The organism is Streptomyces sp. NPDC002537 (assembly GCF_053594975.1).
The window spans coordinates 1-16421 of record NZ_JBSFWT010000066.1 but is presented as its reverse complement, the minus strand read 5'-3'; the positions used below and the strand labels follow the sequence as shown (position 1 = coordinate 16421).

13 protein-coding genes and 1 tRNA gene are annotated in these 16421 nt (G+C 72.7%); 10 read left to right on the top strand and 4 right to left on the bottom strand.

Annotation, left to right across the window (positions count from 1 at the left end; genetic code table 11):
* Nucleotides 1–84 precede the first annotated feature (84 nt).
* Nucleotides 85–849, bottom strand: coding sequence for a lysophospholipid acyltransferase family protein (locus ACWD4A_RS25730; RefSeq protein WP_451197519.1), 765 nt, complete (start codon nt 847–849; stop codon nt 85–87).
* Nucleotides 850–1049: 200 nt separating this feature from the next.
* Between ACWD4A_RS25730 and ACWD4A_RS25725 the strand changes: the two genes are divergently transcribed.
* The 10 genes from ACWD4A_RS25725 to ACWD4A_RS25680 all read left to right on the top strand — a co-directional run bounded on the left by ACWD4A_RS25725 (nt 1050) and on the right by ACWD4A_RS25680 (nt 13446).
* A complete protein-coding gene (locus tag ACWD4A_RS25725; RefSeq protein ID WP_451197517.1) occupies nt 1050–3071 on the top strand; it encodes an oxidoreductase in 2022 nt (673 codons plus the stop codon).
* Between the two features lie 32 nt (nt 3072–3103).
* A complete protein-coding gene (locus ACWD4A_RS25720) occupies nt 3104–3634 on the top strand; it encodes a PadR family transcriptional regulator (RefSeq protein ID WP_451197516.1) in 531 nt (176 codons plus the stop codon).
* A gap of 298 nt (nt 3635–3932) precedes the next feature.
* A complete protein-coding gene (locus tag ACWD4A_RS25715; protein ID WP_451197514.1) occupies nt 3933–4634 on the top strand; it encodes a class I SAM-dependent methyltransferase in 702 nt (233 codons plus the stop codon).
* A gap of 374 nt (nt 4635–5008) precedes the next feature.
* The gene (locus ACWD4A_RS25710; RefSeq protein WP_451197512.1) at nt 5009–6679 is read left to right on the top strand and encodes a hypothetical protein; all 1671 of its coding nucleotides are present in this window, start codon (nt 5009–5011) and stop codon (nt 6677–6679) included.
* A gap of 210 nt (nt 6680–6889) precedes the next feature.
* Nucleotides 6890–8047, top strand: a complete 1158-nt coding sequence (locus ACWD4A_RS25705) for an RNA-guided endonuclease InsQ/TnpB family protein (RefSeq protein WP_451197510.1) — start codon at nt 6890–6892, stop codon at nt 8045–8047.
* Nucleotides 8048–8121: 74 nt separating this feature from the next.
* Nucleotides 8122–8319, top strand: coding sequence for a hypothetical protein (locus ACWD4A_RS25700; protein WP_451197509.1), 198 nt, complete (start codon nt 8122–8124; stop codon nt 8317–8319).
* Nucleotides 8320–8387: 68 nt separating this feature from the next.
* The gene (locus ACWD4A_RS25695; RefSeq protein ID WP_451197508.1) at nt 8388–10127 is read left to right on the top strand and encodes a cholesterol oxidase substrate-binding domain-containing protein; all 1740 of its coding nucleotides are present in this window, start codon (nt 8388–8390) and stop codon (nt 10125–10127) included.
* A 156-nt stretch (nt 10128–10283) separates the two neighbouring features.
* Nucleotides 10284–11042 (top strand): GNAT family N-acyltransferase, encoded by a 759-nt coding sequence (locus ACWD4A_RS25690; protein ID WP_451197506.1) that lies wholly within the window; start codon nt 10284–10286, stop codon nt 11040–11042.
* Complete coding sequence (locus ACWD4A_RS25685) at nt 11039–12229, top strand: 1-acyl-sn-glycerol-3-phosphate acyltransferase (RefSeq protein ID WP_451197505.1); 1191 nt, start codon at nt 11039–11041, stop codon at nt 12227–12229. Before ACWD4A_RS25690 ends, ACWD4A_RS25685 begins: the two co-directional genes overlap by 4 nt.
* On the top strand, nt 12226–13446 hold the full coding sequence (locus tag ACWD4A_RS25680; protein ID WP_451197503.1) for a beta-ketoacyl-[acyl-carrier-protein] synthase family protein: 1221 nt from the start codon (nt 12226–12228) through the stop codon (nt 13444–13446). The genes ACWD4A_RS25685 and ACWD4A_RS25680 overlap by 4 nt, the downstream gene beginning before the upstream one ends.
* Before the next feature lie 57 nt (nt 13447–13503).
* Here the strand turns inward: ACWD4A_RS25680 and ACWD4A_RS25675 are convergent.
* The 3 genes from ACWD4A_RS25675 to ACWD4A_RS25665 all read right to left on the bottom strand — a co-directional run bounded on the left by ACWD4A_RS25675 (nt 13504) and on the right by ACWD4A_RS25665 (nt 15962).
* A tRNA-Lys gene (locus ACWD4A_RS25675) sits at nt 13504–13577 on the bottom strand.
* Nucleotides 13578–13656: 79 nt separating this feature from the next.
* Nucleotides 13657–14085, bottom strand: coding sequence for a hypothetical protein (locus ACWD4A_RS25670; protein ID WP_451197502.1), 429 nt, complete (start codon nt 14083–14085; stop codon nt 13657–13659).
* Between the two features lie 128 nt (nt 14086–14213).
* Nucleotides 14214–15962, bottom strand: a complete 1749-nt coding sequence (locus tag ACWD4A_RS25665) for a TIGR03767 family metallophosphoesterase (RefSeq protein ID WP_451197500.1) — start codon at nt 15960–15962, stop codon at nt 14214–14216.
* Between the last annotated feature and the right edge of the window lie 459 nt (nt 15963–16421).

The following is a 16421-nucleotide window of genomic DNA, read 5'->3' as shown; positions in this document are numbered from 1 at the left end:
AGAACACGATCGCGGCTGCTGAAATTGGGCTACGCGGTGTGGCCCGCACCTCGCGGCGCGGGTCACGTCGTATGCGGGCCCGGGTCAGGCGGCCGCCGGGTGGTTGCTGCCCGGAGCGAGCCGCGGGCGTGAACTCCCCGGGCGGGCAGGGGTGTCGGTGGGCGGGTGGACGGCCTTGAGTGCCGCCCGGGCGTCCGTCGCGTACGTGTCCACGTACTCCTGCTCCGACAGCTTGAGGATCGCGTACATGATCTCGTCCGTGACGGCCCGCAGCACCGCGCGCTGGTCCTCCATCCCCGCGTAGCGGGAGAAGTCCAGCGGGGCCCCGAAGCGGATCGTGATGGGCACCAGGCGGGGGAGCCGCCGCCCGGTCGGCTGCGCCTCGAACGTGCCGATCATCGCGCACGGGATCACGGGCGCCCCCGACCGGAGCGCCATGGCCGCCACGCCGACCCGGCCCTTGTAGAGCCGTCCGTCGTGCGAGCGGGTCCCCTCCGGGTAGATGCCCAGCAGCTCGCCCCGCGCCAGCACGCGCAGGCCCGTGTCGACGGCGGCCTGTGCCGCCTCCTTGCCCGAGCGGTCCACCGGGATCGCCCCGAGCGCGCGGAAGAACGTCGCCGAGAACCGGCCCTTGAGGCCCCGCCCGGTGAAGTACTCCATCTTCGCCAGGAAGGAGATCCGGCGTTTCACCATGGTGGGCATCATGAAGTGGTCGGCGAACGACAGATGGTTCCCCGCGATGATCGCCGCACCCGTTTCCGGCAGGTGCTCCATCCCTTGCACCCGCGGCCTGAACAGCCACCGCAGGAGCGGTATCAACACCACGCACCTGAAAGCGAAGTAGAACATTTTCAGTGAGCCCCCTGGCCGACCGACTGGCCCCCGCGCCGAGGCACGCTAGCCGTCCGCCGGGATCATGGGGAGAGGGAGTATTGAGCCAAGGGTGACGAACCGGCCGCAGCCCGTTATGCAACTTGTTGCAAAAATGAGTGGGGGACCGTAGCCTCGTGGCAGCCACCGGACGTGGCGCGACGCGAAGGGGCACCGCCGTGAGTCACTACCCGCACCTCCTCAGCCCGCTCGACCTCGGGTTCACCACCCTGCCGAACCGTGTGGTGATGGGATCGATGCACGTCGGCCTCGAGGAGGCGGAGCGCGGCTTCGAGCGGATGGCCGCGTTCTACGCCGAGCGGGCGCGCGGCGGCGTCGGTCTGATCGTCACCGGCGGCATCGCCCCCAACGACGCCGGGCGCCCCTGGTCGGGCGGCGCCGCGCTGACCACCGAGTCCGAGGCCGAACGGCACCGGACCGTGACAGAAGCCGTGCACCGCGAGGGCGGACGGATCGCGCTGCAGCTCCTGCACTTCGGCCGGTATGCACACCACACGGATCTCGTGGCACCCAGCGCGCTCCAGGCGCCCATCTCCGCGCACGTCCCGCACGCCCTCACCGACGACGAGGTCGAGCGGACCGTCGAGGACTTCGTGCGCGCCGCCGCCCTCGCCCGGCACGCGGGCTACGACGGCGTCGAGATCATGGGCTCCGAGGGCTATCTGATCAACGAGTTCATCGCGCCCGCCACCAACCACCGCACCGACCGCTGGGGCGGCTCCTACGAGAACCGCGTCCGCTTCCCCGTCGAGATCGTCCGCCGCGTCCGCGAACGCGTCGGCCCCGAGTTCATCCTGATCTACCGGCTCTCCATGCTCGACCTGATACCCGGTGGTTCCACCCTGGACGAGGTGATCGCCCTCGCCAAGGAGATCGAGGCGGCGGGCGCCACCCTCATCAACACCGGCATCGGCTGGCACGAGGCCCGCATCCCCACCATCGCCACCTCCGTGCCGCGCGGCGCCTACACCTGGGTCACCAGGAAGCTCATGGGCGCGGTCTCGGTCCCGCTCATCACCACCAACCGCATCAACACCCCCGAGAAGGCCGAACAACTCCTCGCCGACGGATACGCCGACATGGTGTCCATGGCACGGCCCTTCCTCGCCGACCCCGACTTCGTCCGCAAGGCGAGCCGGGGGAGCGCCGACACCATCAACACCTGCATCGGCTGCAACCAGGCCTGCCTCGACCACACCTTCAGCGGCAGGATCACCTCCTGCCTCGTCAACCCCCGGGCCTGCCACGAGACCGAGCTCGTCCTCGCACCCACCCGGCTGCGCAAGCGCCTCGCCGTCGTCGGCGCGGGGCCGGCGGGCCTCGCCTTCGCCGTGACCGCCGCCGAACGCGGCCACGCGGTGACCCTCTTCGACGCCGCGGCCGACATCGGCGGCCAGCTCGACATCGCCAACAAGATCCCCGGCAAGGAGGAGTTCGACGAGACCCTGCGCTACTTCCGGGTCCAGCTCGCGCGACAGGGCGTCGACGTACGGCTCAACACCCCTGTGACCGCAGACACGTTCGCCCCGGGCACGTACGACGAGATCGTCGTCGCCACCGGAGTCACCCCCCGGACGCCCGCCGTCGACGGCATCGGCCACCCCAGTGTCGTCAGCTACCTCGACGTCCTCCGTGACGGCGCCGAGGTCGGCGAACGCGTCGCGATCATCGGCGCGGGCGGCATAGGCTTCGACGTCGCCGCCTTCCTCACCGACCCGGGCGACGGGGCGAGCCTCGACCCGGAGGCGTACTTCCGCGCCTGGGGCGTCGACACCGACTACCGCGCGCCCGGCGGGCTGCGCGCACCCGAGCGGCCGAAGCCACCGCGCACCGTCCACCTCCTCCAGCGCAAGACCTCCAAGGTCGGCGCGGATCTCGGCAAGACCACCGGCTGGATCCACCGCACCGAACTCAGGCACCGGGGCGTCACCATGACCGCCGGTGTCACCTACGACCGCATCGACGACGAGGGGCTGCACATCACCGTCGACGGCACCGCCACGACCCTCCCCGTCGACACCGTCGTCCTCTGCGCCGGACAGGAGCCGCGCCGCGGCCTCTACGAGGAGCTGCGGGCCGCCGGACACACCGTCCACCTCATCGGCGGAGCCGACGTCGCCGCCGAACTCGACGCCAAACGGGCCGTACGCCAGGGCACGGAGCTCGCCGCGGCCCTCTGAGCCGCGCCGGGCCCCGGCGATAGGATCACGCCATGTCCCTGCCGCACGCCATCCTCACCGCGCTGCTCGAAAAACCGTCGTCAGGGCTGGAACTGACCCGGCGCTTCGACAAGTCCATCGGCTACTTCTGGTCGGCCACGCACCAGCAGATCTACCGCGAGCTGGGCAAACTGGAGGAGAACGGCCTCATCCGCGCCCTGCCGACCGCACGGCCGACCCGCGGGCAGAAGAAGGAGTACGAGGTCCTGCCCGCGGGGCGCGAAGCGCTGACCGCATGGGTGTCCCTCGCCGAGGACCCGCGGCCGGTACGGGACCCGCTGCTGCTGCGGGTGCGCGCGGCGGGGGTGGTCGGGGCGGAGGGACTCGCCGACGAGCTCCGACGCCATCTGGCCATGCACCGGGCCCAGTTGGCGGAATACCAGGCGATCGAGGAACGGGATTTCCCGGCGGGGGCGGAGGGCGAGGAGGACCGGTTGCGGCATCTGGTGCTGCGGGGAGGCATCGAACTGGAAACCTTCTGGATCGGGTGGCTGACGGAGGCGCTGGCGAAGGCCTTCCGCTGACCGCGGGAGTGGGAGCGCCGGGCGCCTGCGGCGGGCTTTCCCGGCCCCTCTCTCTCCCGATCTCTTTCCCGAGCCGGGGGAGACCCCGGACCCCCAAAGCGGCTGCGCCGTTTGTCCTCAAACGCCGGACGGGCTGAATTTCGCGCACTGAGGGAGTGAGAGTGCGGGTCAGGCCCGCGGGCTCAAGGGCACGGTCCGTGGAACCAGCCCGTCCGGCGATTGAGGACGCGGCCGCAGGCCGCTCCCGCCGGGGTCCCGGGGCCTGCGGCCCAGGTTTCGGGAAGGGGCGGGGCGGGGAATGGACGGACCCGACGACGGGGGGCAAGTGAGCCGGGACATCGCGCAGTTCGAGTCATGGGCCGCCACCTACGACCGCAGCCCGCTCCAGAAGCGCTACTTCCGCCCCGCCCAGCGCGCGCTGCTGCGCCACGCGGCGGCCGCCGAGCCGAGTCCCGCGGCCGTTCTGGACATCGGCTGCGGCACCGGGACGCTGCTGCGCGCGGCCCGGCACCGGTTCCCCCGGGCCGCCCTCGTCGGCATCGACCCCGCACCGTCCATGCTCCGCATCGCCCGCGCCCACGCCCGGCCCGGGGAGGCCCACGCCGGAGGGCGCGCCGAGCAACTCCCCTTCGCCGATGCCTCCTTCGACCTGGTGCTCAGCACGCTCTCCTTCCACCACTGGGCGGACCGGCCGCGGGGTCTCGCCGAGGCCCGGCGCGTCCTGCGCCCCGGGGGCACCCTCCTCGTCGCCGACCACTTCGCCGCCGGCTGGCTGCGGGCGGTCTTCGCGGCGGCCGGGAAGCGGGCCCGCATGCACACCCACCGCGAGGTCGACGCCATGCTGCGCGCCGCCGGACTGCTGCCCCTCGGCTGGGCGACCGCGCTCACCGCGGCGGACTTCCTGCGCGCGGCGGACACCCGCCGGAACGGCCGCTCCCTCTTGCCGTTGGTCACCCTCTGCACGGCGCGGAAGCCGCACCCCCGTGGCACCATGCTCTGACAAGTCGGCGGGGCGCCGCGCCTGAGGGGGAGGCTGAGCGGAGTGCCGGAACCACAGAGACCGCCCGTGGGCATCCAGGGCGTCGAAGCGCTGTACCAGGAGTGCCGCACCCGGGTGCAGGACGGGCGCGGGGCGCGGGACCCGCACGGCCTCCCCGTGGTGACCCTCGTCGGCACGCGCGGCAGCGGCAAGACCACCGCCCTGGCCTGGCTCGGCTATCTGGGCTCCCACCGCCCCCACGCCTTCTACGACTTCGGCTCGGCCGCCCGCCGGAGACCCCACGAGGTCGCCGGGCGGCTCGCCTACGGCTCTCGCACCGCTTCCCCCGCCAGCCCGCGCTCCGCTTCCCCCGGCTCACCCTGGGGCTCCTCGTCGTGGACCCCGCCCTCTCCCTGGACGCCAACAACGCCCGGAGGGCGGGCGGCCAACTGCGGCTCGCGCTGCAGGACGCGCAGGAGCACACGCTGGCCGCCGAGCGCGTCGCCGACGTCGCCGGGCTCCTGCAGGACCTCAACCTCGTCCAGATCCCCGGCGTCGGCCTGCTCGCCGGGCTGATCCGGCAGCCGCCCCGGCTCCCGCTCGGCGTGTCCCGGCGCACCGGCTTCTCCTGGTACGCGGGCCCCCACACCCCGCTCGACGAACTCGTCGCCCTCAACCAGCTGAGCAAGAGCGAGGCGGCCGCCGACCGGGACGCCGTCGACCGGCGGCTGTGCCAGGCGTTCCTCGCCGACCTGCGCGGCGAGTACGCCCGCCGCCGGCGCGACCGCAACTGCGTCGTCCTGCTGGACAACATCGACGCCGACGGCGGCCGCGAGTTCCTCGACCTGCTGCTCCAGCTCCGGGACGCGGACACCGCCACCGACCCGCTGCTCGTCGTCGCCACCGCGTCCGACACCGCCCGGGTCCCCGGCCCGTTCGCCCGCGGCCCGGCCGGGGTCCGCGTCCACCCGCCCGAACGGGTCTCGTACACCGACTGGGCGCGGTCCGTCCCCGAGCCGCCCCCGGACCGCTCCTGGCGCTGGTACTGCGTACAGCTCCGCGACCTCACCCAGGGCGAGGTCGCCCAGCTCGGCGCCGGGGTCGCCGCGCGGCTGCCCGAGGCGCCCGCGCTGGTGCACCGGCTGACGTGCGGCCACCCGTGGAGCGTGACCCGGCTGCTCGACGAGGCGGCCCGGACGGCCGGGCGCGACGACCACGAGGCCACGCTCCGCGGCATCCTCTCCCTGCCCGCACCCTCGGCCGGAGACGCGCTGCCACTGGGCCACGCCGTCCTGCTCGACCTCCTCCAGGGGCTGACGGACGATCAGCGCGCCGCCCTCGTCGCCTGCTCCGTCGCCCGCGCCTTCGACTCCGCCTGCGACGCCGGACTGCCCGACACCTTCTCCATCCACACACGCAACACCCTCGCCGGACTGATGGGCACCCGGCTCTGGCTCGTCGACCCCGTGCCCCAGGACGCGGGCGCACGCGGCGGCCGCGGATCCGGCTACCTGGAACACGCCCACCCGCGTCCCCTGCCGGCGCGCCCCGAACTCCACCCGTGGCTACGCCTGTTGCTGCTCCAGAAGCTGGCCGGCAGACCCGACCGGTGGGACGAGACCCACGAACACCTCCAGACCTGGCACCAGTTGCACGGCCACCCCCTCGATGTCATGTACCACGCGCTGGCCCGCGGCCGCCTCGACGACGTCGTCGACCACCTCGCCCACGGCCTGCTCGGCCTGCCCGACACCGAAGCCTGGCTGTACGAGCTCTACGCGGTCACCGCCGCGCCCCTGCGCGAACCCGTCGTGCCCGAACAGACGGCGACCCTCCGCGTGGACCGGCTCGCCGCCGGACTCGCCCCGCGCTCCTTCGGCACGCACCGGGCCCTGACGGTCCTGGTGACCGCGCTGTGGCTGGCGGGCGACCCCCGCAACCGGCTGCCCGGCGGCAGCCCCGAACTCAACCTCACCATCGGCTCGATGTTCCAGGACCTGGCCCTGCACTCCGACCCCCGGAGGGTCGGCCTCCGGCCCCTCGCCGTTGCTGGGACAGGCGCCTGAGTCCCCCGAGTCCCAGTAGCTGAGCTCCGACGTATTCGCAGGCCTGGCGTATGACCTCTTCGCGGCGGGTGATGATCGGGCCAGTGAAGACTCTGTGCCGGTACTGCAGGGCAAAACCAAGTGGGTACGGAGGGCGTGGACAACATTACGGCCTCCTCGGATGTCGGAGTTCCCCAGTGTGATGACATAGACGCACGCTAGGCTGCCGGGGTGAAGATCGTCGTGCAGGTGAAGCTCTTGCCGACACGTGAAGAGGCGTTGGCACTCGAACGTACTCTGCGCGCCTGCAATGACGCGGCGAACTGGCTGTCAGGCCAGGCGCATGAGCGGGGTGCGACGTCCCGTAAAGCGTTGCAGGGCTTTGCCTATTCGGACCTGAAGGCGCGGGGGCTGTCGGCTCAGCCCGCGCTGCACGTCCTGCGGAAGGTCGCCGACGCCTACACCGCTTTACGGGCGAACCTCCGGGCTGGAAACCTGGGCAAGGCAGACTCCAGGCGCCGGATCAAGGCGGAGTCCAAGCCCATCGGCTTCCGGGCCGATGCGGCACAGCCGTACGACGATCGGTGTCTGTCCTGGCAGCACGACGCCGGGACGGTGTCGGTCTGGACCACCGGCGGGCGCCTGCGGGGCGTGCGGTTCGTCTGCTCTGAGCAGGCCCGCAAGACGCTCGCCGAGTATCGTAAGGGCGAGTCGGATCTTGTCCATCGGGACGGCATGTGGTTCTTGATCGCCACATGCGAGGTGCCCGAGGCCGCGCGGATCGAGCCCGTGGATTTTCTAGGAGTGGATCTCGGTATTGTCAATATCGCTACTACGTCGGACGGAAAGATCCATGCCGGACGCAGGCTGAACCGGTACCGCAAGCGTCAGCTTGCCTTGCGGGCGAAGCTCCAGAAGAAGGGCACCAAGTCCGCGAAGCGGGTCCTGAAGCGGCAGCGTCGCAAGGAATCCCGTAAGGCCACGGAGGCCAACCACATCATCGCCAAGCGCATCGTGACCGTGGCTGAACGCACCGGGCGCGGGATCGGCATGGAAGACCTTGCCGGTATCCGCACGCGGGTACGGCTGAGGAAGCCCCAACGGGTCGTGCTGCATTCCTGGCCCTTTGCCCAGCTCGGACGGTTCGTGGAGTACAAGGCCAAGCGGGCCGGTGTCCCCGTCTTGTTCGTTGGCCCCGCTCACACCTCCCGCATGTGCGCGGAGTGTGGCCATATCGACAAGGCGAACCGGGCCTGCCAGGCCAAGTTCGTATGCCGGTCGTGCGGATTCGTTGATCACGCCGATCGCAATGCCTCCCGCAACATCCGCGCCCGTGCGTGGGAGTTGTGGCGACGCGGGGCGGAGTCACACGCCCCTGCACCCGCATAGGGTGCTGGACGCGGACGTCAGTATCACAGCCAGTGATGCCCGTACTGCAAGCCCGGCCTTTCAAGGCCGGGTAGTTGACCGCCGTCAACAACATCTGTCCGGCCCAAGGCCGACCGGCTCCGGGGGCGGGCCAGATGCGCCCCGTCTTCGCCGCCGGCGGCGAGCTCAGCTTCGACGACGCCTCCGGCGGCTGGCCGCACAACAAGCCGGTGCCCGTCATCCAGGTGCCCGCCGCCTCCGGCGCCCCGGGCCCGCTCTACAAGACGCCGTAGTGCCGTAGTGCCGTAGTGCCGTAGTACGGAGAACGCCGTGGCCGACCGCGGCAGAGAGGGCGACACCAGTGGCCGACAGGAACACCGTCACGCCACCCGGCCCCGGCCGCCGCCGGGTGCTCACCATGGCCGCCGCCGCGGCGACGGCCGGGTCCTGGACACCCGCCTTCCGCGTCGACGCACGAGCCGCGGAACCGGGCACCCCGCCGTCCTTCCCGCCGGGCATCCGCCTCGCCAGACAGGCGTTCCGCAACTGGTCCGGAGAGGTCGCCCTGGAAGCCGTCTGGACCGCGTTCCCCGCGTCGCCCGCCGACGTCGTCACGCTCGCCGACTGGGCGCGCGGTCAGGGCTGGCGGCTGCGCGCCAAGGGAGCCTGCCACACCTGGTCGCCCGTGCTCGCCCGCCGGGGCGAGGACACCGGCCGGCTCGTCCTGGTCGACACCACGGAACACCTCACCGGGATCGCCCTGCGGCACGGCACCGCCCCGGCCGTCACCGCGCAGGCGGGCACGACCCTGGACGCGGTGCACTCCGCGCTGGAAGCCGCCGGATACGGCCTCACCTGCGTCCCCTCCATCGGCGACCTGACCGTCGGCGGCGCCCTCGCCATCGGCGGGCACGGCACGGGAGCCGGGCGCGGTACCAGAGGCGCGCACGGTACTGAAGGCGCGCACGCCTTCTCGTCCACCGTCAGCGACCTCGTCGAGTCGCTCACCGCCGTGGTCTGGGACCACGCGGCGGAGCGGTACGGGCTGCGCACCTTCCACCGCTCCGAGCCCGACACGGCGGCGTTCCTGCTGCACCTCGGCAGGGCGTTCGTCACCGAGGCCACCCTGCGCGTCCCGGCGAACGTCCGGCTGCGCTGCGTCAGCAGCCTCGACGTCCCCGTCCAGGAGCTCTTCGGCCCACCCGGCAGCTCCGGCCGGACCCTCGACCGGCACCTGGCGGACGCGGGCCGGGCCGAGGTGCTGTGGCTGCCTTACGCCGACCGGCCCTGGCTGAAGCTCTGGACCGAGGAACCGCGACGGCCCGCCGCGTCCCGCCAGGTCGACGCCCCGTACCCGTACACCTTCTACGACAACGTGCCCGAACCGGTGTCGAAGCTCGCCCGCGAGGTCATCCAAGGCGCCGGTGCCGTGACTCCCCTCTACACCAAGGCGCTTGAACAGGGCATCAGGCTGGGGCTGACCACGACGGCCACCTGGGACCTGTGGGGCTGGTCGAAGAACACCGTCCTCTATGTGCGGCCCACCACGCTGCGTTCCGTCTTCGCGGGCTGGGTGGTGCTCTGCGCGCGGGCGGACGTCCAGCGGGTGCTGCACGGTTTCTGGTCCCGCTACCAGCAGTTGCTCGACACCTGCCGGGCACGGGGGGAGTACCCCGTCAACGGCCCCGTCGAGGTGCGGATCACCGGGGTCGACGCGCCCGCCCCCGACGGCCCGCTGCTCTCCCCGGCCCGGCCCCGGCCCGACCACCCCGAGTGGGACACCGTCGTCTGGCTGAACTCCATCACGTTCTCCGGCACACCGGGGGAGTCGGCCTTCCACCGCGACCTGGAACAGTGGATGGTCACCCACTTCACCGGCTGGTCGGCGGTCCGCCCCGAGTGGTCCAAGGGCTGGGCCTACGGGCCGGACGGCGCCTGGACCGACGCGCCGCTGCTCGCGAGGGCCTGGCCGGACGCCTTCCGCGAGGGCCAGCCCGCCGGCGCGCGCTGGGACGACGCCGTCGCCACCCTCGACCGCCACGACCCCGCGGGCGTCTTCCGCGGCCGCTTCCTGGACACGCTGTTCCACACCCCGCGGTGAGCCCGGCCGGACCCGCCACCTCCACTCCTTCACAACATGTTCAGCCGGAGAACGGCGGACGGGACGTACACCGCCGGACGGGCTGGGCAGTTTGCCCCGGCAGGCGGTCCTCCGGGTCGCCGCGCACACGGGCCGACGACCCGGAGGACGACCCCGATGACCGGATCACGAGTCCTCGCCCGCACGGGGAGCGCCGCTTCCCCCCGCGCCTACGAGGTCACCCTCGCCACCGACGAGCCGGGCGTGCACGCCGCCCAGCGGCTCCGGCACGCCGTCTTCACCGAGGAGTTCGGGGCGGGTGCCGTCACCGCGGCGGACGGCCGTGACGCGGACGCCTTCGACGAACTCTGCGACCACCTCGTCGTCCATGAGACGCGCACCGGCGAACTGGCGGGAACCTACCGACTGCTGCCGCCGCGAGCCGCCCAAGAACTCTATGCCGACGGCGAGTTCGACCTGGGCGCGCTCGCGCCGATCCGCGACGGCCTGGCGGAGGCCGGGCGCGCGTGCGTGCACCCCGGCCACCGCAACGGCACCGTGATGATCGCCCTGTGGTCCGCCATCCTGACCTACCTGACGGAACGTCAACTTAGCTGGCTGTGCGGCTGCGCCTCCATCCCCCTCGACGACGGCGGCACCAGAGCGGCCGCCGCCTGGCGCACGACGCGCGACCACCACTACGCGCCCCCGGCCCACCGGGTCAGCCCCCGCGTCCCCTGGACCCACCACACCGCCCCGGAAGCCGCCGACAGCGCGCTCCCCCCACTGCTGCGCGGCTATCTGCGCCTGGGCGCCTGGGTGTGCGGCCCACCGGCCTTCGACGCCGAGTTCGACGCCGCAGACCTCTTCGTCCTCCTCTCCCTGGACCGGGTCCACCCCGACTACCTCCGCCTGCTGCGGAGGCTGGGCGGATGACGGGCCGGCCGGCCGCGGCCGCCGGACCCTGGCGGCCCGCCTCCCCGTGCGGACGCGGCTGCCTGCCGACCGGACCGCGGCCCGCCGGGCGTGTCCGACAGGCCCTGCGGATCGGCGTGTTCCTGCTGCTGCTCGCCCAATTCCCCTGGCTGGCCCTCACGATGCTCGCGGGCCACCGGGCCTCGGCCCGCGCCTACCGCTGGTTCATGCGGGCGGTTCTGCGGGCCGTGGGCGTCCACTGGACCGCGCGCGGCACGGACCTGCCCACGACTCCCGTCGCGCCGCTGGTCGTCGGCAACCACACGTCCTGGCTCGACGCCGTCCTGCTCCCCGCCGCGCTGCCCGTACGCCTGGTGGCACGGGCCGACCTGCTGAGATGGCCGGTGATCGGCTGGTTCGCCGCCGTCGGCCGCAGCATCCCCGTCGACCGGGACCGGCTGTCCACCCTGCCCGACAGCGTCCGCCGCATCACCGCGGCGCTGCGCGCCGGCGAGGCCGTCGCGGTCTTCCCCGAGGGCACCACCTGGTGCGGCGCCGCGAGCGGCCCCTACCGCCCCGCCGCGTTCCAGGCCGCGCTCGACGCGGGCGCGGCCGTACGCCCGGTCCTCCTCCGCTACCGCGCCGCCGGACCGGCCACGACCGCCGCCGCCTTCGTAGGGCCCATGAGCGCGGCGGAGTCCCTGCGCAACGTCGTCGCGACGCGCGGACTGACCGCCGAAGTGATCGTGCTGCCGCCCCTCCCGCCCCACGCGGCGCCCGACCGGCGGAGCCTGGCCGCACTCGCCGAACGCGCCGTCGACGACCGTACCCCGGCCGCGCACCGCTGCCGCGCACGGCGCTGCTCCGTACCGCACACGGCGTGCGCACGCCCCCGCACCCCTTCCGCGCGACCGGCCCGGCGCGGCACCCTCTGTGAGAACCGACTGCGAAGGACGGCGATGAGCAGCACGTACGAGACCCTGACCGAAGCCCTCGTCACCCGGATCGGCATCGACCCCGAACGGCTCGCCCCGGACCGCACGTTCGGGGAGCTGGCCCTGGACTCCATGGCCGTGGTGGAGCTCGCCGTGGCCATGGACGGACACACCGAGGCCCCGCTCCCGCTGGAGAACCTGGCCGGCCTGACCCTAGCCGAGGCCGCGGCCCTGCTGGACGCGGCGGGCACACCGGAAGCCGCCGGACCGTGAGCGAGGACGAGGTGGCCGTCACCGGCCTCGGACTCGTCACCCCGGCCGGGGTCGGCACCACCGCCACCTGGCACGGGCTGCTCACCGGAGAGAGCCGCGCCGCCCCCGACCCCCGGCTCGCCGGGCTGCCCGTCGACTTCTCCTGCCGGAGCGACTTCGACGCGGTCACCGCGCTGGGGCGCCGACTGGCCGTCCGGCTCGACCGGTTCAGCGCGATGGCGGTCGCCGCCGCCCGCGAGGCGGTCGCGGACGCCGGACTGGACACCACCGCGTGGGACCCGCTGCGCGTGGCCGTGGTGATCGGGGCGAGCAGCGCGTGCACGGAGCACTACGACCGGGAGTTCGCCCTGATCGCGGCGGGCCGCCCCGACCGCGTCTCGCCCATGGCGATCATGCGGAGCATCCCCAACATGCCCGCGGGCGAGGTCGGTATCGACCTCGGCGCCCGGGGGCCCAACCTGGCCGTCTCCACCGCATGCGCCTCCGGGGCCACGGCGCTCGGGGTGGCCCGCGACCTGGTGCGCGCGGGCAGATGCGACATCGCCGTCGCCGGCGGCAGCGAGTCGCTGTGCGCCCGTGCCACCGCCGTCGGCTTCCACCAGATGCGTGCCCTGTCCGTACGCGGCCACGATCCGGCGGGCGCCTCACGGCCGTTCGACCGGGACCGCGACGGCTTCGTCCTCGGCGAGGGCGCCGGGGTGCTCGTGCTCGAACGCCCCGCGCACGCACGGGCCCGGGGCGTCCGCGCGCGGGCCGTGCTGCGGGGGTACGGGGCGTCGTGCGACGCCCACCACACGGTCGCGCCGCACCCGGAGGGGCGGGGCGCGGCGGACGCGCTGCGCGCCGCCCTGGCCGACGCCGGGATGGCGCCCGGGGACATCGGCCACGTGAACGCGCACGGCACCGGCACGAGGATGAACGACCTCACTGAATACCGGGCCCTGGCCCGGGTGTTCCGCGACCCGCCGCCCGTCACCGCGGTCAAGGGCGCCCTCGGGCACGCGGCCGGCGGCTCCGGCGGCATCGAGGCCGCCTGCGCGGTGCTGACCCTCCAGCACCGGCTCGTCCCGCCCACCGCGAACCTGGACCACCCGGACCCGGAGATCGGCCTCGACGTCGTCCGAGGGGTGCCCCGGCGGCTGCGGCCGGCCGCCGTGGTGAGCAACTCCTTCGGCTTCGGCGGGCAGAACGCGGTCCTCGTCTTCAGCGTCCCCTGAGCCCGGGGCGGAGGGGGAACGACGAAGGCCCCCACCGGAGTGAGGGCCTTCGATCCGTGCGCCACCAGGGACTCGAACCCCGGACCTGCTGATTAAGAGTCAGCCGCTCTAGCCAACTGAGCTAGCGGCGCGGAAGAAATATTACCCGATCTGCCGGGGTGGTTCTTCCCGTCCTCAGTCGGCGACTCTTTTTCCGGAAGGGTTCCCGGGTCAGTGGACCATGACGGTGACGGTCGGGGAGACGGTCTTGTCGTGGGCGACCCGCAGCTTCTCCGTGCCCTTCTTCGCGAGCTTGACCTTCACGTTGTAGCTGCTGCCGTGCTTCACGGTGGTGCTGCTGTGGAGCGTGGTCCACTTGCCCTTGTTCATGTGCTGCACGACGAGCTTGCTGCCTATCGGGAGGCCCTTGGTCCTGCCGGTGAGTGTGACGTCCTGCCCGGCCTTGACCGACTTCGCGCTCGCCTTGATGGTGAGGGACGCCTTCGGCTGCGGCTTCTGCACGGACGCGCTCGCGACGGTGATGCCGGGGGAGCCGGCCGGTACGGCGGCCGCGACCCCGGCGCCACCCGCGAGCAAGGCGGCACACCCGGCCGCGATCGCGGCGGTACGGAGGCGGTACGCCTTTGTGGTGGCCTTCACGATGCTTCACCTCGCCTTTCCTCGGTGAAGCCCATGGTGGGCTTATGGGGTGATTCCTTCCATAAGCCAGTAAAACCCTTGTCCAGGGCGGATGTCAGGCATCCCTGCCCCATGCACTATTTGCCCTTTCAAGAGCGGGGCCTCGTCAGCAGCAACTCGGTGTTGTGGTCGGCCGGCGCGCCGAGCTTCTTGGCCGGAGTGGCGTACGGGTCGTTGTACGACAGCTCGCGGTAGAGCGCCGCGAGCCCGGCGTCCGAGGTGTCGCCGAAGTCCGTCGCGTACGGGGCCGCCGACTCCACCAGGGTGGTGAACAGGGACAGCGTGCCGTCGCCGTTGTCCGCGATCTCGATGATCCGGGCGTGCTGCGGGAAGTCGACGTGCGACGCGGTGTTGATCTCCCAGAAGGCGCGCTCGGGCACCGCGTGGCCATGGGCCAGGATCCGGTTCTCGTGCGTGTGGCCGTTGACCCAGGCGACGACGTTCGGGAACCGCTGGAGCAGCGCGACGAGGGCGTTGCCGTCGTGCCGCTTCTCGAACGGGTGGTGCGGGTCCGGCAGCAGGTTGCCCATGGTCGCGCTGGTGTGGTGGCTGAACACCACCACCAGCTCGCCGGAGCCGCCGCCCTTCACGACACGGCCGTCGGCGTCGTACCAGTGGCCGCTGCGGGACTTCAGCGCCGACTCCAGCCAGGTGAGCTGCGCCGTTCCCAGGGAACCGTCGGCGAAACCGGCCGGGTTGGTGGTGTCCAGGCTGATGCCGGTCACGCCGTCCGCCATGGGGAAGGTGTAGTACAGCCGCCCGCTGTCGGCCGCCGACGCGGTGAAGCCGTGGCCCACCGGGCCGGGGCCGGTGTACTTCGGGTTCAGGTGGGCCGCCGCGAACTCCTTCGGCGTGAACGGGGCGCGCCGCGGGTCGGGGGTCACGCGGCGGACCGGTCCGCCGTTCTCCAGCAGATGCGCGAGCCGGGCGATGGCGTCCGCGGGATTCTTCCGCAGCGCTTCGGCCAGCCGGGCCGCCTCGGCGTTGTCGCAGCCCTCCAGCTTGCGGTCGCCGGTGTAGAGGGAGCGGAGCAGACCGAGGTCCGGGAGGGTTCCCTCGATGCTGTCGTCGTGGTTGCCGACCGTCGAGTACCACGGGGCGCGCAGCCCCGGCGCGGTGAACGAGCCGCCCGCGGCGGACAGGAAGCGGGGGACCTCGGGGAAGCCCCGGGCCTTGTAGGAGTCCCGGAAGGACGACTCCGGGTGCCAGAACTCCGCGTTGCCCGAGTTCTGCACGCCCTCGTAGCGCCTGGGGTCACCGCTGTTGGGGGTGACGGAGCCGCCGCTCATGACGGAGAGGTACCAGTCGAGTTCGATCAGCTCGTGGTTGTCGGTGTTGTCGCCGGTCGCCATGACCAGGGAGAACGGCCGCCCCGTCCACGGGCCGCCCGCCAGCGAGTTCACCCGCTCCACGAGCGAGGAGGCGCCCCGGACGGTCAGCACCTCCTGGGGGCGGTGCGCGCTGTCGTTGTACGGGGCGAGGAACTCGAACCGCACCGGCGACTCGGTGTCGGCCAGGTGCAGATCGGTGAACTGCACGAAGGAGGCCAGCGCGGTGCGCCGGTCGTCGCGCGCCGCGGCCGCCGGGGCGAGGTCGGTGCGGACGACGAGGGGCCAGCCCGGCCCGGAACGCAGGCGCTTGTACGGGCCGCTGCCCGTGGGCGTGGCCACCTGCTCCAGGGTGGTGCCGCCGATGCGGACGGCTCGCGCCGCCGAGGCGGCCACCGCGCGGTCACGCGCCGCCGCGCTCGCGAACCGGCCGTCGGCCAGCGCGAGCGCCGCACCGGCCGCCGCGGCCGAAGCTCCGGTGAAGAACTGCCGTCTGCTGTATGCGGACATGCCGCGCACCCCTGACTCCGTCGTTCCAGCCCCGTACTTACCGGCTGGTAATCGTCGCCCGTCAGGATGCCGTTAGGGAGGGGGTGTTCGGTGAACGAACGGCGAAGGAAAAGTGTCCAGATGTCGGGTGTCCTCGCGCCGGACGGGGGCACGGGACTCCGGGCACGGCGCCGTCGCCGCTTGCGGGCCGGTTTGCTGCCTGCGGCGGGGGCGGGCTCCCTGCGGGGGCGTGTCCCGGATATCGGCTGCGGGTCGTCTTGCCGCCTGCGGCGGGGGCGGCCTGCGGCCGCGTCCTCAAACGCCGGACGGGCTGATTTTGCTGGCGTAGTCCGCAACCTGCGGTCCGCAAGCCTGCGGGCCGCAGGACAAGAACCACGGTCCGCAAATCCAGCCCGTCCGGCGTTTGAGGACAACGCGGCGAAGCCGTGTTGCGGGGCCCGGGGCGTCAGCCCCGGGACC

What these genes read in the sequence shown, in the direction of transcription:
- ACWD4A_RS25690 (WP_451197506.1), top strand. Translation starts at nt 10,284, where the DNA reads ATGACCGGATCACGAGTCCTCGCCCGCACGGGGAGCGCCGCTTCCCCC.
- ACWD4A_RS25720 (WP_451197516.1), top strand. Translation starts at nt 3,104, where the DNA reads ATGTCCCTGCCGCACGCCATCCTCACCGCGCTGCTCGAAAAACCGTCG.
- ACWD4A_RS25665 (WP_451197500.1), bottom strand. Translation starts at nt 15,962, where the DNA reads ATGTCCGCATACAGCAGACGGCAGTTCTTCACCGGAGCTTCGGCCGCG.
- ACWD4A_RS25730 (WP_451197519.1), bottom strand. Translation starts at nt 849, where the DNA reads ATGTTCTACTTCGCTTTCAGGTGCGTGGTGTTGATACCGCTCCTGCGG.
- ACWD4A_RS25685 (WP_451197505.1), top strand. Translation starts at nt 11,039, where the DNA reads ATGACGGGCCGGCCGGCCGCGGCCGCCGGACCCTGGCGGCCCGCCTCC.
- ACWD4A_RS25715 (WP_451197514.1), top strand. Translation starts at nt 3,933, where the DNA reads ATGGACGGACCCGACGACGGGGGGCAAGTGAGCCGGGACATCGCGCAG.